At 42.8% G+C, this 20285-nt stretch carries 15 protein-coding genes; 6 read left to right on the top strand and 9 right to left on the bottom strand.

What is annotated here, in order from left to right; translation table 11 throughout:
- Positions 1-93: 93 nt before the first annotated feature.
- The 4 genes from addA to Len3610_RS01890 all read right to left on the bottom strand — a co-directional run bounded on the left by addA (position 94) and on the right by Len3610_RS01890 (position 9438).
- The gene (addA, locus tag Len3610_RS01905) at positions 94-3813 is read right to left on the bottom strand and encodes a helicase-exonuclease AddAB subunit AddA (RefSeq protein WP_176446457.1); all 3720 of its coding nucleotides are present in this window, start codon (positions 3811-3813) and stop codon (positions 94-96) included.
- Complete coding sequence (addB, locus tag Len3610_RS01900; RefSeq protein WP_176446456.1) at positions 3813-7301, bottom strand: helicase-exonuclease AddAB subunit AddB; 3489 nt, start codon at positions 7299-7301, stop codon at positions 3813-3815. The genes addA and addB overlap by 1 nt, the downstream gene beginning before the upstream one ends.
- A 662-nt stretch (positions 7302-7963) precedes the next feature.
- Positions 7964-8509: a signal peptidase I gene (gene lepB, locus Len3610_RS01895; protein WP_176446455.1), complete on the bottom strand. Its 546-nt coding sequence runs from the start codon at positions 8507-8509 to the stop codon at positions 7964-7966.
- Positions 8510-8775: 266 nt separating this feature from the next.
- Entirely contained in the window at positions 8776-9438 is a 663-nt protein-coding gene (locus Len3610_RS01890) for a TVP38/TMEM64 family protein (RefSeq protein ID WP_176446454.1), read from the bottom strand.
- Between the two features lie 252 nt (positions 9439-9690).
- On the opposite strand from Len3610_RS01890, the gene Len3610_RS01885 reads away from it, so the two are divergent.
- Positions 9691-10080 carry a YhjD family protein gene (locus Len3610_RS01885; RefSeq protein WP_176446453.1) on the top strand — a complete coding sequence of 130 codons (390 nt, stop codon included), beginning with the start codon at positions 9691-9693 and terminating at the stop codon, positions 10078-10080.
- Here the strand turns inward: Len3610_RS01885 and Len3610_RS01880 are convergent.
- From Len3610_RS01880 to Len3610_RS01865, 4 genes are all read right to left on the bottom strand, one after another.
- Positions 10028-10549, bottom strand: coding sequence for a competence protein ComK (locus Len3610_RS01880; protein ID WP_176446452.1), 522 nt, complete (start codon positions 10547-10549; stop codon positions 10028-10030). The two genes, Len3610_RS01885 and Len3610_RS01880, sit on opposite strands and share 53 nt — an antisense overlap.
- A 695-nt stretch (positions 10550-11244) precedes the next feature.
- Positions 11245-12786 carry a fatty acid--CoA ligase family protein gene (locus Len3610_RS01875; protein ID WP_176446451.1) on the bottom strand — a complete coding sequence of 514 codons (1542 nt, stop codon included), beginning with the start codon at positions 12784-12786 and terminating at the stop codon, positions 11245-11247.
- 254 nt (positions 12787-13040) lie between these two features.
- On the bottom strand, positions 13041-14036 hold the full coding sequence (locus tag Len3610_RS01870; RefSeq protein WP_176446450.1) for a lipoate--protein ligase: 996 nt from the start codon (positions 14034-14036) through the stop codon (positions 13041-13043).
- A 64-nt stretch (positions 14037-14100) separates the two neighbouring features.
- Positions 14101-14844, bottom strand: coding sequence for an MBL fold metallo-hydrolase (locus tag Len3610_RS01865; protein WP_176446449.1), 744 nt, complete (start codon positions 14842-14844; stop codon positions 14101-14103).
- A 113-nt stretch (positions 14845-14957) separates the two neighbouring features.
- On the opposite strand from Len3610_RS01865, the gene yhfH reads away from it, so the two are divergent.
- From yhfH to pepF, 4 genes are all read left to right on the top strand, one after another.
- Entirely contained in the window at positions 14958-15077 is a 120-nt protein-coding gene (yhfH, locus tag Len3610_RS21415) for a protein YhfH (RefSeq protein ID WP_176446448.1), read from the top strand.
- A 304-nt stretch (positions 15078-15381) separates the two neighbouring features.
- On the top strand, positions 15382-15876 hold the full coding sequence (locus Len3610_RS01855) for a sigma-70 family RNA polymerase sigma factor (RefSeq protein ID WP_176446447.1): 495 nt from the start codon (positions 15382-15384) through the stop codon (positions 15874-15876).
- Positions 15873-17015: an anti-sigma factor gene (locus Len3610_RS01850; RefSeq protein WP_176446446.1), complete on the top strand. Its 1143-nt coding sequence runs from the start codon at positions 15873-15875 to the stop codon at positions 17013-17015. The genes Len3610_RS01855 and Len3610_RS01850 overlap by 4 nt, the downstream gene beginning before the upstream one ends.
- 297 nt (positions 17016-17312) lie before the next feature.
- Positions 17313-19124 (top strand): oligoendopeptidase F, encoded by a 1812-nt coding sequence (gene pepF / locus Len3610_RS01845; RefSeq protein WP_176446445.1) that lies wholly within the window; start codon positions 17313-17315, stop codon positions 19122-19124.
- A 36-nt stretch (positions 19125-19160) separates the two neighbouring features.
- Here pepF and Len3610_RS01840 read toward each other — a convergent pair whose 3' ends face one another.
- Positions 19161-19499, bottom strand: coding sequence for a hypothetical protein (locus Len3610_RS01840; protein WP_176446444.1), 339 nt, complete (start codon positions 19497-19499; stop codon positions 19161-19163).
- Positions 19500-19633: 134 nt separating this feature from the next.
- On the opposite strand from Len3610_RS01840, the gene Len3610_RS20420 reads away from it, so the two are divergent.
- Positions 19634-20029 carry a nuclease-related domain-containing protein gene (locus tag Len3610_RS20420; RefSeq protein WP_369693673.1) on the top strand — a complete coding sequence of 132 codons (396 nt, stop codon included), beginning with the start codon at positions 19634-19636 and terminating at the stop codon, positions 20027-20029.
- Positions 20030-20285 lie beyond the last annotated feature (256 nt).

The raw sequence follows: 20285 nt of genomic DNA, 5'->3' as shown, positions 1-20285 counted from the left end.
AGCATAAAAAAATGCCAAACCCCTTGATATAAAAGGGTTTGGCCGATAAAGTGCCACGCTGTATTCTGTAACAATTTTGCCATATTTGTTTAATCAAATTTCCAATTCCAGCTGTCTGGAGAAGAAATAAAGATGAGCTGTTGTCACCGGTTCTTTCCAGATATGTTGCAGAGCTTCTTTATAAAGTTTCATTTGCACGTCATAACGCTTACGCAGGTCGTTTTTTACCGTTTCAGTCACGTCTTTTGTAATCGTATCTGTCTTGTAGTCCAAAATAAGCCAGCCTTCATCCTTTGGGATAACGCAATCGATAACCCCTTGAATCAGCACGAGTTCCTCTGTTTCACTCGTCCAATCGGCGTAAATTTCTGATGCCGGCAATGTTAAACTGAACGGCACTTCACGATAGACAACTGGTGCATTCATGACCGATTGACCGACAGCTGTTTTGTAAAATGCTTCAACAGCAGTTAAATCAATAACGTCTGCCCCCTGTCTCGTAAGCAATTCACGTTCGACCAAGGACTCCACAAATTCCGCAATCTCCTCACGAAGCAACGGTTTTGCAAGTGGTATGTGCTGCATCACGGTATGCATGGCGGTACCACGCTCCGCAGCCGAAATTGTCTGCTGTTTTTGCATAAAGGCCGGACGTTTTACAATGGGTGGCTGAAACGTCTGTACAAACTGATCACCACTATATTCATCCTTTATTTCACGCTGACGTTTAATTTCTGTAACGGTTTGTTTAGCACGGGAACGGGCAGCTTCCTGGTATGGATAGCTATATGATAACCGATTGTCGATAGCTTGATGATAGGCATTATCGTCTATGTCGAGTGCCTCCCAGTTCACAATGCTTTCCTTCAGTTCATCCGCTTCGCTCAGAGACGTTTCATCCAAATTCGTATAAGAGCTTCCATGTACAACAGACACGTTCCATTCAGATGGATCAATACGGATGGCTTCAAGTACTTGATCGGTCACTTCCACCGTGCGCAATGCATCATTTGTCTGATGACGTATTAACGCAGGCCCGATCCAATCCAGGTATGTTTTCGACTTCACACGATAATGAGCCGGTAATACCCAGTCGGAATGATCAATGATTTGCTCCCACTTTTCCTGTTTTTTGGCAAAGGATGGCACACTCGCGACCATCAGCAATTTTTCCTTTGCTCGTGTTAATGCAACGTATAAAACACGCATTTCTTCTGCCAGTAATTCACGTCGTTTTTCCTGTTTTAAAGCATGATAAAAGAGTGTCGGGTACATAACACGCTTAATGGGATCAATATATTTGCTGGCAAAACCAAGATCTTTATGCAGCAAATAACGCTGATTCAAATCCTGCATATTAAACTGTTTATCCATGGCACCGAGAATAACGACCGGAAACTCCAGCCCCTTACTTTTATGAATGGTCATAATCCGGACAACATCTTCCTGTTCACTGAGTGCCCGCGCAGCTCCTAAATCATCACCGCGCTCTTCCATTCGTTCGATAAATCGCAGGAAGCGGAATAATCCCCTGAATGAGGTTGTTTCATAGCCCCGGGCACGATCATAAAGTGCTCTCAGGTTAGCCTGCCGCTGCCGGCCACCCGGCATGCCACCAACAAAATCATAGTAGCCGGTTTCCCGATAAATTTGCCAAATCAGTTCTGATAAAGCCCCTTGGCGTGAAGCAAGACGGTAGCGCTCCAGCTTTTCCAGGAAGTTGGCAGCTTTAATCGCCGTATCACCGGTATTGCGCTGATGAAAAGCTTTCAACGCGTCATAATAACCGCCGCGTTTATCAGCCAAGCGTACTTGCCCCAGTTCTTCTTCATTCAATCCGACAATCGGGGATTTTAGAACAGAAGCCAGTGGGATATCCTGCCTTGGGTTATCAATCACTTTCAGCAGGTTGATCATAATTTTGACCTCGATCGCTTCAAAATAACCGGTTGAAAGTTCGGCATAAACAGGAATCCCCTGTTTTTTCAGTTCATCCATAATGGTCGGGGCCCATGTCATTGACCGGAGTAAAATCACCACATCGCGGTACTGCATATCCCGTTGTGTATCGGTTGTTTTGTCATAAACCTGCAGCGGGACATCATCCTTCTGTCCAATCCAGCCTTTGATTTTCTCGGCGTATGCCCGTGCTTCAAGCTGTGCCTTCTCCAAATCCTGATAATCCTCTTCTTCCGGTGAAAGGTCCTCTTTTTCTTCCGGTGATTCACGGTCGATAATAACAAGCTCCGGCTCTGGTTCCGAATGCGGTAGTGTATCATATCTGTTATTGGCATAGATTAATTCAGCATCTGCATCATAGCTGATTTCACCTAAATCCTCGTCCAAAATCTGCCGGAAGACATAGTTGGTGCCTGTGAGGATGTGCTCCCTGCTGCGGAAGTTGCTTGCCAAATCAATCCGTTTCGCCGACAGTGCATCACTCGTAAACCGTTTGTATTTGTCGATAAATAAGGATGGCTCAGCATGACGGAACCGGTATATGCTTTGTTTCACGTCACCCACCATAAACATATTGCCGGGGCCATCCTGATCACTTATTAATGTCAGAATGGTTTCCTGGACAAGGTTGGTATCCTGGTATTCATCAACCAGCAACTCAGTGAATTGCTCCCTCAGGTTGACCGCCACATCGGATGGTTTCACTGTCTTTTCCTCTGTCGTTTCATCCATTAACAGCTGCAGACAGTAATGTTCGAGGTCGGAAAAATCAACAATTGCCCGTTCCCGTTTTTGTTCGGCAAAACGCGCTTTGAACTGCTTTACTAACTCTGTCAGCTGTCTGATGACAGGAGCCAATTCCTGCATATCGGCAATATGACTCTCCAGATTACGGCTGAACCATCCTTCTTTCATATCGTTCCAGCGTTTTTTATAACTGTCACGCAGATTTTTCACTTTATCTTTTTTCGCTTCATCACAATCAATTTTTTTGCCGGATAACCGAGCGAATGAGCTGGCTGCCATAAACGCCTGTAAATCATCCCATGAATCCTGATGTGCCTGTGCTTCATGCAAATTGGCAAAGTCGGATTCAATTGTATCGGCATAATGATAGGGGCCATCATTTTCCCGTATCAAATCCATCGCCAGGTTCATTTCCTGGCTGATGGCATCAAGCTCACTTGTTACTTCTTTTTTAATGATTTTAAGCCAGCCTAAATCGCTCTCCTGCCAGTCTTCCGGGACGTCATACACACGCGCGAGCCCATCAAGCCATTCATCCGGCCAAGGGTTTTGCATCGCAAATGTATATAAATCAAGCACAAGACTTTCGACATCTGTATCACTGCGGTCACTGGAAAAGCGATCAACTACCGAAAAGAAGTTTTGCTGTTCTTCGCCTTCCTTTCCATACCATTCTTCAAACAGATCATCAATAACCTCCTGTTTGATTAAGTCAGCTTCCATATCATCAGCGATTCGAAAGCCGGGATCCATATCAAGCAAATAGGCATAACGTCTGATGATATCAAGGCAAAAGGAATGCAATGTTGAGATGGAAGCACGCTGCAGCAGTGATAACTGCTTTTTCAAATGGATGGAGGCAGGTTGTTCCGCCAGTTTTTCCTCCAATGCCTCCCCGACACGATTGCGCATTTCCTGTGCCGCTGCATTTGTAAAGGTCACAACGAGCAGCGAATCGATGTCAACCGGATTTTCTTTCCGTACGAGTTTTTGGATAATCCGCTCCACAAGGACAGCTGTTTTACCTGATCCGGCCGCAGCGGCAACCAGCACATCACGGCCATCCGTGAAAATGGCTTCTTCCTGTTCTCTTGTCCAGTTGACCATTATGATTCCTCCCTTATACGGAGCTTTTCCAGAATTTCCTCATCTTTCATATCTGTCAGCTTGCGGTAGTTATTCTCCTCAAGACTCGGGTCAAACTGACAAACGGATCGAAACGGGCAGAAGGTGCACGCCGTTTGCTGTTTATGCTGAAATGGATTCAAATGCACACCACCCGATGTCATATCGATTCCCGCTTGCATCATTAAGTGGTGAATGTGATTTTGCAGGCTTTGGAATGTTTCCTGGTCAGCAATCCTGGAGCCGCTATAGAATCCCCCATTCTTTTTCACACCGGCAGGGATAATTTGACTCCTGCCTGATTCGAGCGATGTATCCATCAGTTTGACAATCTCTTCATCCGACAGCAGCATCCCCTGCATCTTATACTTTTTAAATAATTCTTTTTCAATCTCATCATCAGACATGTTCATGTTTCCTGAAATCATCGGATTGTGCACATGAAAATAAAGGACACCGGCCGGGGTTGCCTTCACTCCGAGCCATTGTTCAGACTGGGAGAGCACGACATCCAAGTACGTCAGCATCTGAAGTGCCAGCCCGTAATACACTTCCAAAAGATCGAGTCCTTTTTCACTCGATTTATAGTCAATGATCCGTAAAAATAACCCCTCGGCACTTTCCGCTTTATCGACACGGTCAATCCGTCCCCTGAGCATCAGTTCATACCCATTTGGCAGCTGCAGTGTAACCGGATTAAGCGTCTGTTTATCACCAAATCCAAGTTCGAGTCCAACCGGTGAGAAGTCACTCTTTCGGGCCTGTTCACTTAGAATATAGGTTGCTCTTGTTATAACATCCTGCAATTTTTGCTGAATATATTTATAACGGTTGGAACTGTGCAGGATTTGGTGCTGCAGAACAGGGGCAAGATTCTCCACAGCCTGCCGGGCATAACCTGCACTTTCCTGTTTTGTTAAGTGGGAAAAATCCCGGCCCTCCGCTTGGATCCATTCGGTGATTTTTTTCAATGCTTCATGAAAAAGCTGACCAATATCCGGTGCATCAAGCTTGTACGTTTTTCGTTCCTGAAGCTGCAGACTATACTGGGCAAAATGCTGATAGGAACAGCGATAATAGGACTCAAGCCTTGATACACTTGCTTTAACCTGTTTCGGGTAAAGCTCTTCAGTTGTTTGTTTTGTCAGGTTAACCGGCTGATTCTGATAATACAGGCTTTGCAAAATGGTATAAGTCGTGCTGTATTTTGGATGGTTATGAATATACCAATCCAGGACATACCACCAGACCTTCTTAATCGGATACCCTTTCCGGTGGCGCGCCAACTGGGCCGTCAGCGCTGCCCTTGTCTTGATTGGCGTGGTAATGAACCGCTCAGCATCAACCAGCTCATCAGGTTCCTGCAATAACATATGATCAGAGCATTCAGGGAATAAGTCCTCCATTCGCTTAATGAGCTGTGATGGCATTTTTGATTTGCCTTCTTCATCACTCAACGGGTAACTGACCCATAAATAGTCATTTGCCGAGGTAAACGCGAGATACATATAAAACCAGTCATCCAAAAGCTGTCGCTTGCTGCTTTCGGCCAGCTGGATCCCATGCTCTGCCAGGGTGTTTCGTTCTTGTTCATTGATCATGCCATCTTCTGCCTGATTCATCGGCCATGTGCCTTCATTCACACCAAGTAAAAACGAACACTTCACGCCGCTTATCCGGGAGCGATCAATCGTACCGACAATCACATGATCAATGCTTGGCGGTACATGTGCAAATGTCATCGACTCGAAACCGGCATCAATGGCAGCGCGGAATGTTTCCATCGTCATCGTCTCGTCTCCGGCCATTTCAACCATCTCATCAAACAACTGAATGACGGCATTCCACACTTGTTCCTGTTCCCGTGCCTTTTCCAGTTGACCTTGGTTATCGTATGTTTCCCGCATTTTCTCGAGCCTGCCGGGTACATCGAGCTCCTCCAGCAGCATATAAATGATTTCGCATCGTTCACGCACCGTTTCGGCCTGTCTGATATCTTCATCAAATGCCTTTAAGCCCTTCGCAACTTGATATCGGTACGCATTGATCCGTTTTTGGGTTTCTTTTTCTGCATCCGTCTGTCCTGATCGGTCAAAACCGAGAAACCGCTGGAACACCCATTCGTCATCACTGAGCCACTGCGTACGTGACCGAATCCCATACTCAAGTACATAATTCTCGAGCTCATCAATCGCATCATCGTTGAGCGGATACTTTGAGTCAGACACCGGGATAAATCCGGTCTTTAATACGCGAAACACCGCATCATAACGCCAATTTCCCGCGACGATATCCATGACGGAACGAATAAATTCGATCAGTGAATGGTTCAGCATACTGCGTTTTTCATCGATAAAAACCGGGATATCATAATCATTGAAAATCGTATCGATCAAATCATGATAGACATCGGTCTGCCGGATGAATACAGCTATATCCTGAAAACGGTAATGCTCTTCTCTCACCAATCGGAGTATTTCCTGAGCCACTCCTTCCACTTCTGCACGCGGGTGGACTGCTTCAGCTATTTGGATAGGGACTTCACCGTTATACACAGGGGCAGGTCTAACATCAAAATGCTTTTCCAAATGTGCAAAATACGGCCGATCACCCAGCCTGCCATCTTCCGGGTTCAATAGAACTGGTTCATTGATTGGGATACCATGATCCTTAGCGATTGTTTGCAATGCATAATAGGTTTCTTTTGTCTGGTAAAACAAATCCAGTTCGGAAAGCGCATCGTCATCCGGAATATCTGTTGTCAATGCAACCGTCACTGAATGACATTTTTTCATCAGCTCCTCGACAACAAGGCGTTCCTTCGGGGAAAACCGGTGAAACCCGTCCAGATAAATAGCCGCATCCTTTAACAATGGCGCATCCTTTATTTTATCAGCAAGCATCTGCAGCTGATCTTCACTATCAATATAGTTACCTTCCAGAACACGCATTAAATTTTCATAGATATAAGCCAGATCATTTAATTTACCCGTTAATGCTTCTTCACCAGGCTCTTTATGTACAAATTGCTCCATTTGGTCGATTTGCATATAGAGCATTTCCGGGGTGATAAGGTAACGTTTGAACTCAGTGATCATGCTCTCGAGCTGTTCCAGAAACCCTTGCTTCTCCAAAGCCTTTTGAAAAATATTCCATTCACTTTCTTTCTCCGCAATAATTTTACGAAGCATCATCTGGGTACCGACCGAGGTGATAAATTGCCTTGTAGCACCACCGGTTTCTTGCAGCACGCGCCATGACAAACGTGAAAAACTGACAACCTGAGCACGGATACTTCCTTTGATCTCATCCTGAAATAATGCATATTCCTGCTGAAACGTCATTTGCTCCGGAACGATATAAAAGATTGGCGGTCCTTGCGGGTTATCGGTCAACTTATTCCGGATCTCATTTAAAATCCACTCACTTTTACCGGTTCCGGCTCTTCCTAATAAAAATTGCACGCCCATTAGATTACCCCCCCTGAGGAAAAATGTTTGTTTCCAACCTCGTAGTCGATATGAACTGCGACACACATTGGAAAAATTGTGTGCAATAACACCGCTCCGGAAATACACTCCGCTTTCCGCGGGCGGCTGGTGAGCCTCCTCGCGCTGGCGCACTGCGGGGTCTCACCTATGCCTATTCTCCCGCTGGAGTCTCCGTGTATTTCCTCCGCTGTTCTTGACTTTCTGTACATTAAATGTTCTTTCACTAGGACAAAACACAACACTAGCTGCGGAAAAATGCGAGACTCCTGCGGGAAAGGAACAGTCTGAAGACCCCGCAGCGAGCGCTAAGGAACAAAGGCTAAGAACGCCACGTCCTGTGGCAACGCCTTTGTGACCAACATCGTGTTGGCCCGCGAGCGAGGAGGCTGAAGTGTTCCCCGCGGAAAGCGAGTATTTTTCCGCAACGATGTACGAGCACACGTCCCCGATGGATTGAAGGAAGACATTGGTTGCGTCGCAGTATATGGATTTTATGGCAAGAACAACAATCTTTTAGAAAACAGCCTCACAAAAGAACCTAAATTTATTCCCTGATTTATAATTTCAAAGCTAATATCAAAAATAAAACCTATTTCTCATTTTACCAGAGAAATAGGTTTTATACACTTTCCAAATGTATGCTAACTGTTAGCCGAAACTTCAGAAAATGGCCAGTATTTGATATCTACTTTCCCGACAAGTTGTTCAATATTAATGAAACCGATATTACGGCTGTCGAGACTATCGCCGCGATTGTCTCCCAATACGAACAGTTTTCCTTCAGGGACTTTCGCTGAGCCCGTAATGCCCTCCAGGGTGAAATCCTCTGTGTATGGCTGATGTTCGTTTACGTTTTGAAACGGCTCCAAAAATTCTTCCGGCACGTATTCACCATTAACATACAGTTTATCATTTTCGTAAACTAGTTCATCTCCAGGCAGGCCGACAACACGTTTCACATAATCATTTTGTTGATTCGCATGAAACACAATAATATCAAAGCGATCAATATCTGTCAGATTATAAACCACTTTATTGACCATTAACAGATTCCCGTCATACAGGGTTGGTTCCATCGATTCTCCGTTCACAACGTAACTGGCAAATAAATGGGTTCGGAAAATAATTGCCAGCACAACAGCGACTATTATGACTGGGGTTAATGTGCGAATATATCTTTTTTTCATTCCAGGTTTCCTCCAGGGTAATTTGCTTAGCGATGACTTTTTACCAGTATCAGAAACATAGGAAAAATCGGCTATTTCACCGATTTCCTCAAATCCGGCTTCCGGCATCTGACCTCTGATTTCTGTCTTATCCCGCATGTAATGGTCAGTAAAACCTCGAAAAACGGGGGTAAACTGTCCATAAATGTCCGATAAGTCTCACTATCATCAGTGAAATAAAGCACTTCACTGAATGACGTTTCGCTTTACTAGCATACCCTGATTATCTATTTTTTAACCTGTTCTCTGTCGGAAATCTCCTCTATGATCATTTTTCGCTGCAGCCGTCGTTCGATATATTTTCCAAACAACCAGAATAATACGATACAAACCCCGACAACAATTGTTCTTACCGGGTTTTGAGCAAATTCAAAGATACTTGACCCTACAAAAGCTATCGAAAAGATCATGACCGACTTACCCATGAGTACGGCCAAGATGAATTGCTGAATACTTATTTTCGAAAGCCCTGCCACCACATTAATCACCGAGGACGGGGAAAACGGGAAACACATTAATAGGAAAAGCGGACCGAAGCCATGCCGTTCGACCCATTTGGTTACCCGGCTCACTTGTTTATTCCGGCGGATTGCCTTAAATATACGCTTGTCCCCCAACTTCCGGATGAGCAAAAAGACCAGTACCGCGCCAACACAAGCTCCTATCCACGATAATATGAATCCTTCCCATAAGCCATATGCTGCTGCATTGGCAAACACAAATACAATTAATGGCAAAAATGGGAGAAATGCTTCTATAAATGGTAATAAAATGCCTGGAAGCGGTCCAAGACTTTCATATTCATTCAGTAATTCCAGAATAAATTCATCCATTTTGTCCTGTTCAAACCACATTCGCCAATCCATAATGCTGGTGTTAAGCAATTTCATGTGTTCATTGTCCCCTTACTCATCGATCGTTTTCTGCATATGCTATATAGTATAACTTTATTTTAAAGGAATCATACGGATATGCATAGCAGAGCCTATTCAGAAAAATTCCTCCATTTTCGATTTCTGTGGAGTAAAATAACATGAGCCTCTTTCTTATCATTTTACCTCAAATTAATTTTTTTAGTGTATTTTTAATCAATTTATCATATAATAGTCATGGAACAAATGTTCGTTAATGGAGGAGATTATATGCGTTATCTGAACGACGATGAATTACAACTGGCCTCACGCTTTCTGTTTCTTTCAATGGCAATGGTCGTTATTCAGCAGGATATCCAGAACATCCGGCAAGGAACATTTAAAATTAAGGAACCTTATATAAAACTTTTGGAAAAAATGAATACCGAAGCTGCAAATGAACGAAAAGAGCTGCGAAAGGCGATGAAAGATAAAAAGATTCAAGTTGTTACATTGAATAAAAATGATTCATTTTCATCCTACTTATTTGTTTGCAGGGGACGTGAAGAAAAACGTAATTATTTCAACCCCGCGATCCGTAAAAAAGTGGAGACGATTATGCGGGAACTTATGCAAAAGGCTCTGCCACCATATCCGAATTATGCCTCTGCAGATACTTGATACGGTTGTCCAGTAAATATCGGTACTGGGCAGTCCGCTGCACCTGATTAAGCATCGAGCCAAATGAAACGGAAAGAAGAACGGACTTCTTGTTTTTGAAGATAACTTCCGCCTGCCTTCCCGGTCCCTGGGTTACCTGGTCGATATGCGAATGGGCAATCCACGAACATTTAGCGTTGGTTGGGGAAGTTGTCGGGAAAAAATACATGCCGCTGGTTGGATCAATGGAAATGGGGGCTTTATGTGTAATACCGCAAATATCACGTGTGCCATCCTGTCTGCCGCGAAGGCTGCTTCCGAAGAACTTGCATGCGTTATCAATCATTTTACTTGGGGAATGAAGAATAACATATTCTTCCTGTTCTTCCAACACACGTGAGCTGGTATTTCCATTTTCATCTTGCTGTGCGATAACCGCCATTGTCAGGGGAGTCACTTCATATGATGGAGAGTAAAAATTGTCTATCATTCGTTTTCATCCTTTCATGTAAACATGAAAAGAAAGAGGCATATGTATAAATTACCAATTTATTAGGAAAAAAGCAACATAATTTTTGTTTTTTTAAAATTTTATGAAGCATATTTTCTAAATTTGACACAAAATCCATAAAGTGAAACTTCATTCAGCGGAGCGCATTTTCCGCTGAATGTTAGTTGAACAGAATCGGCATTTAGGGTTAGTTAGTCGCCATATTTTGGCAGGCTACTGACCATTAGATGCAGGATAAACTGTAACGTAAAGAGCTAAGAGTTGAGTGGAATGACACCGCTCCGGAAATACGCTTCGCTTTCCGCGGGCGGCTGGTGAGCCTCCTCGCGCTGACGCGCTCCGGGGTCTCACCTATGCCTCTCATCCCGCAGGAGTCTCCGCATATTTCCTCCGCTGGTTTGTGCTCACTTCAAATAAAACCACTCCTGTGATTGTTGATTGGAGTGGAGGCCAGTCGACTCCTGCGGGAAAAGCAACAGCTGAAGACCCCGCAGGAAGTGGTTTTCTTCCGAGGAGGCTGAAGCGTTGCCCTAAGGTGCGCGACTGCCCGGAACGGAAATCAACAAAGCACTTACGTCGTAGTTTGTATCTACTGAGAGGGTTAAAGTGTAACAAAATCTACGAAAAGAGCCTTTAAGGAAAAACGTGTCCCGGAATACCGGAACACGTTTTTTCTATTGTGCTACCTGTTCACGCAAGTTTTTGCGCAATATTTTCCCGGTTGTGTTTTTCGGCAGTTCATCCAGAAACTCAATTTTCGATGGAACTTTGTATTTGGCCAAATGTCCTTTACAAAATTCCAATAAAGCTGTTTCATCCAATGAGGAATCGTTTGCTACGACAAAAGCAAAAACGGATTCGCCTGATTCCGGGTGCGGGGTCCCAATTACGGCTGCTTCCGCTATGGCAGGGTGGTCATACAGCACTTCTTCTACCTCGCGGGGATAAACATTATAACCACCCACAAGAATCATATCTTTTTTCCGGTCAACAATATAAAAGTACCCTTCGTCGTCCATTCGTGCCATATCACCGGTGTGAAGCCAACCGCCTCTTAGGGCAACGGCTGTTTCTTCCTCTGATTTATAATAGCCCTTCATGACATTCGGCCCGCGAACGGCCAATTCACCGACTTCACCGGGCGAAACTTCCTCGCCAAACTCATCGACAACTTTGTTTTCCACGTTGACAATATTCGTCCCGATTGAACCCGCTTTCCGTGGTTGATCAAGCGGATTGAAGCATGTGACTGGTGAGGCTTCTGACAAGCCGTATCCCTCAGAGAGTGTCACATCGAAAGCCCTTTCAAATTCGTTTAACAATGAAACAGGCATCGCTGATCCGCCGGAGATACATAAACGAACCCCGCCAAAACTCCCTTTATTACCGTCAGCACTTTGCAGCAGATAATTGTACATGGTCGGGACGCCCGCAAAAACTGTCGCTTTATGCTCCGGTGCCATCCGGAAAACTTCCTGCGGTGAAAATTTTGGCATAATCAATACTGTTCCGCCATTCATCAGTGGTGCATTCAGCGCAACCGTCAGACAGAATACATGGAACATCGGTAATGCAGCAATCACACGGTCGTCAGCGCCGATCGTCAAATAATCGGCAACATCTTTCGCATTCGAAAAAATGTTTTTATGAGACAGCATGGCACCCTTTGGTTTGCCTGTTGTTCCGGAAGTATATAGGATAATGGCCGTATCCTCATCATTTGTGCCCGGGTCATTAAACCCCAGGCTGTCTTCTCCTGACACCATTTGCGTAAACGATTTCAATTTTGCTGATAATGGGCTTTCTTCCAGTGCTATATCAGCCCCGCTTTCACACGATATGTAATGTTGCACATCCGGCAGCTGATTTTGAATCGCTTCAAACTTTTCCAATAATACATCCATGGTGATAACCCCTTTCACATCACCATTTTTCAAAATATAAGACAATTCATGTGATGTGTACAATGGATTAATCGGAATAACCACTGCCCCCATTCGTAATGCCCCATATAACCCGATAATATAATATGGACTGTTTCCCACGACGAGTGCTATGTGGTCGCCTTTCTTATACCCAAGCTTCTGCAAACGGGAAGCAAATTTCGTTACAGCATTTTCCAGTTCCATATAGCTTGTTTCTTTATCCTGAAAAATGTATGCCGTTTTATCGCGGTTCTTCCTGGCAGTAATCGACAGCTGTTTTGTTATATCCATACTTTCCCCCTATCTATTGAATGAATAATCATTCATTTATTATAGAGGAAAAAATTAAAAAATTCAAGTGAAAGCGATGCCAAACGATACATGAGAAAAACTCGGCTCCCGCCTCGTCTTTCCAGAGGAGGTCGGATTGGAAGAAATCGGCGAACTAGCCGATTTCAAGATTGAAGTCTTCATCTAAAATGTTATACTCAGAACTTATTAATAAACCGGCTGTCTTATTTAAGTCAGCCGGCTCTTTTACTGTATTAATACAGCAACTTAATAAATTCATCTTTTGGAATCTTGCCGAGGTAATGCGGCACATCAACATCCGCCAATGCTTCCTCAATTGCTTTGCGCTCATGGCGTACATCTGTCAACGCATTTTCAAGATCACTAATTTCTCCCATACCAAAAAAGTCTCCATAAATTTTGCAGTTTTCAATAGTGCCGTTGTTGACGTCCAGACGAACATCAACTAACCCTGCGTCAAATTTATGTGATTGCTGCACATTAAATTTAGGCGATTTGCCATAATTCCATTCCCATTTTTGATAACGGGTCTCGGAAATCTTGTGAATTTCTTCCCAATCCGCTTCAGTCAAGTCGTAACGTGGTACATCTTTGACATCTTCCACATCAAAAACATGTTTCAGGATCATTTCTTTAAACGCATCCATCGAAATTTTTTCATCCAAGTACTCGGAAATGTTGGCAACCCGGCTGCGAATCGATTTGATACCTTTCGATTCGATTTTTTCTTTGTTGACATTCAATGCTGACACAACATTTTCAATTTCGGAATCAAGCATTAGTGTTCCATGACTGAACATACGGCCTTTTGTTGAAAACATAGCATTCCCGGAAATTTTCCGGCCCTCAACCGCCAAGTCATTTCGACCTTTCATTTCAGCGGGTACTCCCACTTCATTCAGTGCGTCAACAATAGGCTGGGTGAACTTTTCAAAATCCTGGAAACTATTGCCGTCATCTTTTGTGATAAAGCTGAAGTTGAGATTTTGTTCATCATGGTACACCGCGCCACCGCCGGACAGACGCCGGATAACTTTGATACCGTTCTCGTCCACATATTCGGTGTTAATTTCTTCAACTGAGTTCTGATTCCGGCCGACAATAATCGAGGGTTTATTGATATAAAATAATAAATATGTATCTTTTTCCCCGAAATTCTGCAATATATACTCTTCAATTGCCAAATTAATCGCCGGATCGGTAATGCCCTGATTATCAATGAATTTCATGAAATAGGCCCCCCCATAGAATAATATTTGCCATCTTTTAGTCTAAATGAAATACCGTAAGCTATCAAAAATTACGACTTTTTTCCCAAGTAAGACCGTCTTTGGCCAGCTGAATATTCCCGGTAAAATATTGCTCAGCTTCTTTGACTAGGGTCTGAATATCTCCGTATTGCGGAAGGTGGCTGAGGATCAGTTCTTTAACATTTGCTTTGTCAGCAATCGTAGCCCCTTCTTTACTTGTCATATGGCCAGCTGATGAACCATCCTGATCTTCATAGAAATTACAGTCCGTAATCAAAAGATCAGCGTCTTTTGCAAAATCATACCATGCTTCCTTAAAAGCAGTATCAGCCGTATAGACAATTGACGTCTCCCCATCGGTAATCCGCATACCATAGCATGGAACCGGATGGGCAGTCTTCAAAAAGGTGATTGAGAATGGTCCAACCTCCAATGTTGCATCGGGATCATACGCGACGCCTTCTGTATTTTTATGCGTCAATGACTTGAATCCGTCCTGATCTTCCTGATGACCATAAATCGGCAATATTTCCTGTCGATCCTTGACATAAGACTGAACCAGCCATGCATACTGCAAAACACCAATATCTGCCACATGATCATTATGATAGTGGGAAAGAATGACCGCATCCAAATCCATCACAGGTTTTGTGTTTTGCAATTTTGATAACGACCCACTGCCTGCATCCATCAGCAAGGTGAAACCGTCTTTTTCCACCATATATGACGACGTTGCACCACCCGGGGCAGGATAACCGCCCCAATAACCGATTATCGTTAACTTCATAAATAAATCACCTCAATTTTAAAATATGTTGTAACACAGCATTGACACACGACATACTGTTATAATACAATATTATTAATAACTCAAAGGGGATGTTAACATGATGATGAACGTTGTTGAGTTTTTTCAGAAATCTGCCACGGAAAAAATGCCACAATTGTGGTCACGAAATGTATGAGAAAGCCGATTGTTACGGTAATCTATGTGACGAATGTGACCATCCGGCCAGATAGTTACCGCATCATTTTCATTGTACGCTAAGTCTATACTTCCTTTCCATTGATACAGCTATGCATACAGCTGTATTTTTTTGTTTAAAAGAGCATTTGATACTAACGGGGGGCAGTTTTGGGAGAGAAAAAGACTAATAACAGTAGAAATATTCTTTTATCATTGAAACCTCCATAATCCTAATGATTCGATTAATCATCAATTGAATCGCTTCATTCTGATACAATAGCAAATAAAATTTATAATTAAAACACTGTAACCTTTTTATTTCTTATCCGTGTTATGTGTGGAGGGGGAAGAAACATCGTGGGAAATAATTTAGACGGCATTTATAATATGTATTTTCATGACCTATATCGCTTCCTTCTTTCCCTTTGTCACAATCATCATACGGCAGAGGACCTTGTACAGGAAACCTTCTTTCGTGCTCACCTTAACATTGAGAACTATGAAGGGGAGAACATAAAAACATGGCTTTTTACCGTAGCACATAATGCTTTCATTGATTATTACCGAAAGCATAAGCGAACAAATGTTAAAGAACAAAACTTCTTCACATCTCTATTTGATAGGAAAAGAACAACGGAAGAAACGGTCGTTATTCATGATGAAATACAGGAAATTATCGAGATGCTGAAAGACTTACCAGAAAAACATAAATATGCTGTACTCCTACATGATTTTCACGGATTATCCTATCATGAAGCGGCCCTCGTCATGAATGTAAGGCAACCCTATTTTAAGGTTCTACTATTCCGTGGCAGACAGGCGATAAGAAATAGAAAGGCGGGAGAAAAGTGAGCGATGAATTTAGCAGAAAACTGGAAGCATATGAAAAAGGAGAACTTACTGATCAGGAATTAGAAGAATTTGAAAAGGAATTAGAAAAACTGGAAAACTACCAAAAAATATTGGAAGATAAACCGGATGAACAACCGGGATCTACTATAAGCAACAAAAGGCAAAAAAGAATTGTCAGAAAAGGCAAATGGAAGGCACGAGTGCAAACAGCATTTACCGCCATTGGAATATTTATTATTATTACGATTTTATCCAGTGCAATAACTGCAGCATATTATTCGTGGGGCAATCCGGACCGAGTGAATGAATTTAGAGAGGTTATTGATCACACGTTAACAATTACAAATCCTTATGGTTATCTCGGTGGAACAAGCACAAATACTAAACCCTATTTTGGGTTAGAAGCAACAAGAGATATTAAGAAGAAAATTGGCAATGAAACAATAAAAGTTGGCGATTTAGAAGTAAATTTTCTATTCTCCTTTATGACGTTTCCAGAACAATCATATATGGGAAATAAATCACAAAACCAGCCGGCCTTTTTTTCCCATCCTAAATCTGACGTAAGGTTTAACTCAGATTGGGATAAATTAGAGAAACTTCCAGAAGGAACAGTCGTTTCTGCTTATGTATCATTTGATGAATTGATGGAATCAAAAGATGTGGAACAACTGTTTTCTGAGAAGGATATGCGCCTTTTATGGTTTGCTGTTGATACCGGCATCGAATCAGATAAGAATCATGGCATGTTTTTTGACCCTATAGGTTTTCCAAGTCAACCTATATGGCATGAAGATGACATGATTACACAATCGCGTAAAGAGGAGGAAGGATTGTTTGGCAGCAAAACGGTGTCAGAAAGTTCTTCATCACCAGGCTATACTGAAGGTGATCAAGACATGCTCCATGACCAATTTATGAAAACATTACACTTCCTGCAGGGCCACGGGAATAAAGCTGATCAATTGTCCTTTGGAGACTTACACCTCGAAGATCGAATTGACTATCTCGAAAATAACGGAATACTGCATTATGGTGCAGTTATTACCGGGCCCACAAAGGAAATATTGAAGCTGCAGGATGAATCATCGGTAGAAGGGCTGAAAGTGGATGAAGTTGAATTTTGGAATTGGGAATAAGTTCTGCCTCCATTTAATTTAGTAGAAAGAGCAACGCCTAAATTGTAACGGGGTCATATGATTATTGCTAAAATTGCAAGTGCATTTTTTCCGTATCTTTAAAGATAGCAATAAAACCAAAATGATTTTTGTACTCTTAGTTATCGTGTTATTTGTAGTTTTCCCCTGTATAACTGAACATGTCAGTTATAGACCACATCATTACTTTTTAAACAATATCCGAAAATGATGTTATTTCAGAGATGTTTGTTTTATAATTAATTAGAGAAACGAAACAACATGGGAGGGAATATTGCAATGGCCACAAAAGCAAAACGTCTCACACGTTCTGAAGTACCGGAAGAACAGGCGTGGGACTTAACCGATCTATTTGCAACCAAAGAAGAATGGGAGAATGAATTAAGCGCCATTCAGGCAAATGTCAGTGATGTTACCCAATATAAAGGAAGACTGACATCCAGTACCGAAAATCTGTTAAATGGTTTGCAGGCACAGGAGAATTTTGAAAAACGGCTGATTCGTGTCGCGACATATGCCAACCTGAAATCGAGCGCTGATGGTTCAGATTCGCAAAACCAAGCCGATTCTGCCAAAGTATCATCCGTTCTGGCTGAGATTGGTGCGAAATTAGCCTTTGTTGAAAATGAACTGCTGCAACTATCAAACGATGCCATTGAGTATTTTATGAGTGAAGAACCTGAATTGGAAACATACCGGAAAATGCTTGATGACGTTTTGGAGAAAAAACCGTTTACGTTGGCACCTGAAATTGAAGAGACTCTTGCAGCGCTTGATGAGGTACATAGTGCGCCATATATGATTTATCAACGGAGCAAATCATCCGATATGCAATTTGAATCAATTGAAGGCAGCAATGGTGAAGAATTGCCTATGTCAGCCGCGCTTTATGAGGACAGCTATGAACTGTCGTCTGATACAGCTATACGCAGAAACGCATACGACTCGTTTATAAAAACATTGAATCAGTATCAAAACACTTATGCAGCAATATATGCTACCGAAGTGACAAAACAGGTCACGACGTCCCGCTTGCGTACCTATGATTCCGTTACGGATATGCTGCTGCAGCCACAACAGGTTACAAAAGATATGTATCATAACCAGCTTGATGTGATTCAAAAGGAACTGGCACCGCATATGCGCCGGTATGCCAAGCTGAAACAGGAAAAACTCGGACTTGAAAAGATGCACTTCGCCGATTTGAAAGCACCACTTGATCCGGAATTTAATCCGGCGACAACATACAAAGAAGCAACCGACACAATTCTCGAGGCGCTTCAGGTCATGGGACCGGAATACAGTGAGATTATGCGAAAAGGGATTAATAATCGCTGGGTTGACCGGGCTGACAATGTCGGAAAACAGACCGGGGCATTTTGCTCACCGCCATATGATGTCCATCCATACATTTTAATAACATGGACAGACACGATGAGAGGAGCATTTGTACTGGCGCATGAACTGGGACATGCAGGCCATTTTTATCTTGCCGGTGAAAATCAGTCACTCGTCAACACGCGGCCATCAACTTATTTCATCGAAGCGCCGTCAACCTTGAACGAGTTATTGCTGGCAGATCATATGATGTCCAAAACGGACGATAAACGGATGAAACGCTGGGTCATCAGCTCGTTGCTCGGTACCTATTACCATAACTTTGTGACGCACCTGCTTGAAGGTGAATTCCAGCGCCGTGTGTATGCACTGGCGGAAGAAGGAACACCGCTGACAGCAAATGTACTGACCAAGCAAAAAAAGCAAGCACTTGAAAACTTTTGGGGTGACGCAGCATCCATCGATGACGGAGCAGGTCTGACATGGATGCGGCAGCCGCACTATTATATGGGCTTATACCCATATACCTATTCAGCCGGTCTGACGATTTCCACTGCTATGGCAGGAATGATCCGCAAAGAAGGACAACCAGCCGTAGATCGCTGGCTATCCGTGTTAAAAGCCGGCGGAACAATGAAACCACTGGATCTTGCCCGGAAGGCCGGTGTAGACATGTCGCAGCCCGATGCCATTAAGGAAGCTGTTGCCTACGTCGGTGAACTCGTTGATGAACTAGAAAAAAGTTATGACTAGCAATCAGTGCGCCCCGGCCTTAGCCGCGGCGCTTTTTTATTGATTTTCAACTACAAAAAACAGAATCGGAATGATGGTTATAATCTTCTGCAGATTCTGCTTATCTTCTGCAGATATTTCTATTCTTCCGCTGATTCTTTCCCTCTTCCGCAGATATTTCTGCCCTTCCGATGATTCTTTCCCGCTTCTGCAGATATTTCTGCCCTTCCGATGATTCTTTCCCGCTTCTGCAGATATTTCTGCCCTTCTGCTGATTCTTTCCCGCTTCTGCAGATATTTCCACGCTTCCGCTGATTCTTTCTCTCTTCCGCAGATATTTCTGCCCTTCTGCTGATTCTTTCTTCCGTATCCACTTTTTCGGATTTTGAATGTCACAAACCATCTATTTAATTCACTAATTTTTCATGATTTTCAGCAGGAAATGAATCCTTTTGTCGAATTTTATAAGATAAAAATATAAAAGGAGTTGGTTCAAACATGAGTCCAACGACTATAAAGCACAGAAAAAAATCACACGAAACTGTTATTCGTATGAAGCACTGTTCAGATGGCTATTAGCGCAATACCGGCAGCATGAAGCCATCGTTTCAGAGTACAAACGGGAAAAGGCAGGTTATGATGGTGAGAAAAATGTTGACTACAAACTTTCCACATACCCGCAAAAAGATTTCTTCGTATTTCAAGGCATCCGACTGCAAAATCCTCCATTTTATTTTCAGATTGACACGCTCATCCTATCAAAAAAGGTCATTTTCATACTTGAAGTTAAAAACAAACAGGGAACATTTAAGTATGACTCAAAACAAAGACAGTTAACCCAGGAAGTTGACGGACAAATAAAGTCATTCAAAGATCCAATTTTGCAAGCCGAGGGCACAAAAAGCCGCATTTGCAAATATGGCTAAGAAACACGGATTTTTTTTAATATCCCCGATCGACTCTAGTTTGTTGTCGCTTACCCCTCCAACTATATTGAAAAAATGTTTGGAAAAATTCCAGATTCTTATAAAATTATAATAACTAACCTGCAACAAGCCATTTAGACAGACTAAAATCATAACTACTCGCAAAATATATTCACGAATGCCCCCAGTTTAAAGAAATTATTCTCCAACCTTTACTTGCAGGCAGACACCCCTCATTCATGCTGCTGCATCCTTT

The organism is Lentibacillus sp. CBA3610, assembly GCF_013373365.1.
GTDB lineage: Bacteria > Bacillota > Bacilli > Bacillales > Amphibacillaceae > Lentibacillus.
The sequence above is the reverse complement of the archived record's forward strand: the minus strand, read 5'-3'. Positions and strand labels throughout refer to the sequence as shown.

Excerpts from the sequence above, each read along its gene's own strand:
- lepB (WP_176446455.1), bottom strand. The coding sequence starts at position 8,509 with ATGAAAAAAAGATATATTCGCACATTAACCCCAGTCATAATAGTCGCT.
- Len3610_RS01875 (WP_176446451.1), bottom strand. The coding sequence starts at position 12,786 with ATGGATATAACAAAACAGCTGTCGATTACTGCCAGGAAGAACCGCGAT.
- Len3610_RS01880 (WP_176446452.1), bottom strand. The coding sequence starts at position 10,549 with ATGATAGACAATTTTTACTCTCCATCATATGAAGTGACTCCCCTGACA.
- addB (WP_176446456.1), bottom strand. The coding sequence starts at position 7,301 with ATGGGCGTGCAATTTTTATTAGGAAGAGCCGGAACCGGTAAAAGTGAG.
- Len3610_RS01885 (WP_176446453.1), top strand. The coding sequence starts at position 9,691 with ATGCGTTATCTGAACGACGATGAATTACAACTGGCCTCACGCTTTCTG.
- Len3610_RS01870 (WP_176446450.1), bottom strand. The coding sequence starts at position 14,036 with ATGAAATTCATTGATAATCAGGGCATTACCGATCCGGCGATTAATTTG.
- addA (WP_176446457.1), bottom strand. The coding sequence starts at position 3,813 with ATGGTCAACTGGACAAGAGAACAGGAAGAAGCCATTTTCACGGATGGC.
- Len3610_RS01890 (WP_176446454.1), bottom strand. The coding sequence starts at position 9,438 with ATGAAATTGCTTAACACCAGCATTATGGATTGGCGAATGTGGTTTGAA.
- pepF (WP_176446445.1), top strand. The coding sequence starts at position 17,313 with ATGGCCACAAAAGCAAAACGTCTCACACGTTCTGAAGTACCGGAAGAA.
- Len3610_RS01865 (WP_176446449.1), bottom strand. The coding sequence starts at position 14,844 with ATGAAGTTAACGATAATCGGTTATTGGGGCGGTTATCCTGCCCCGGGT.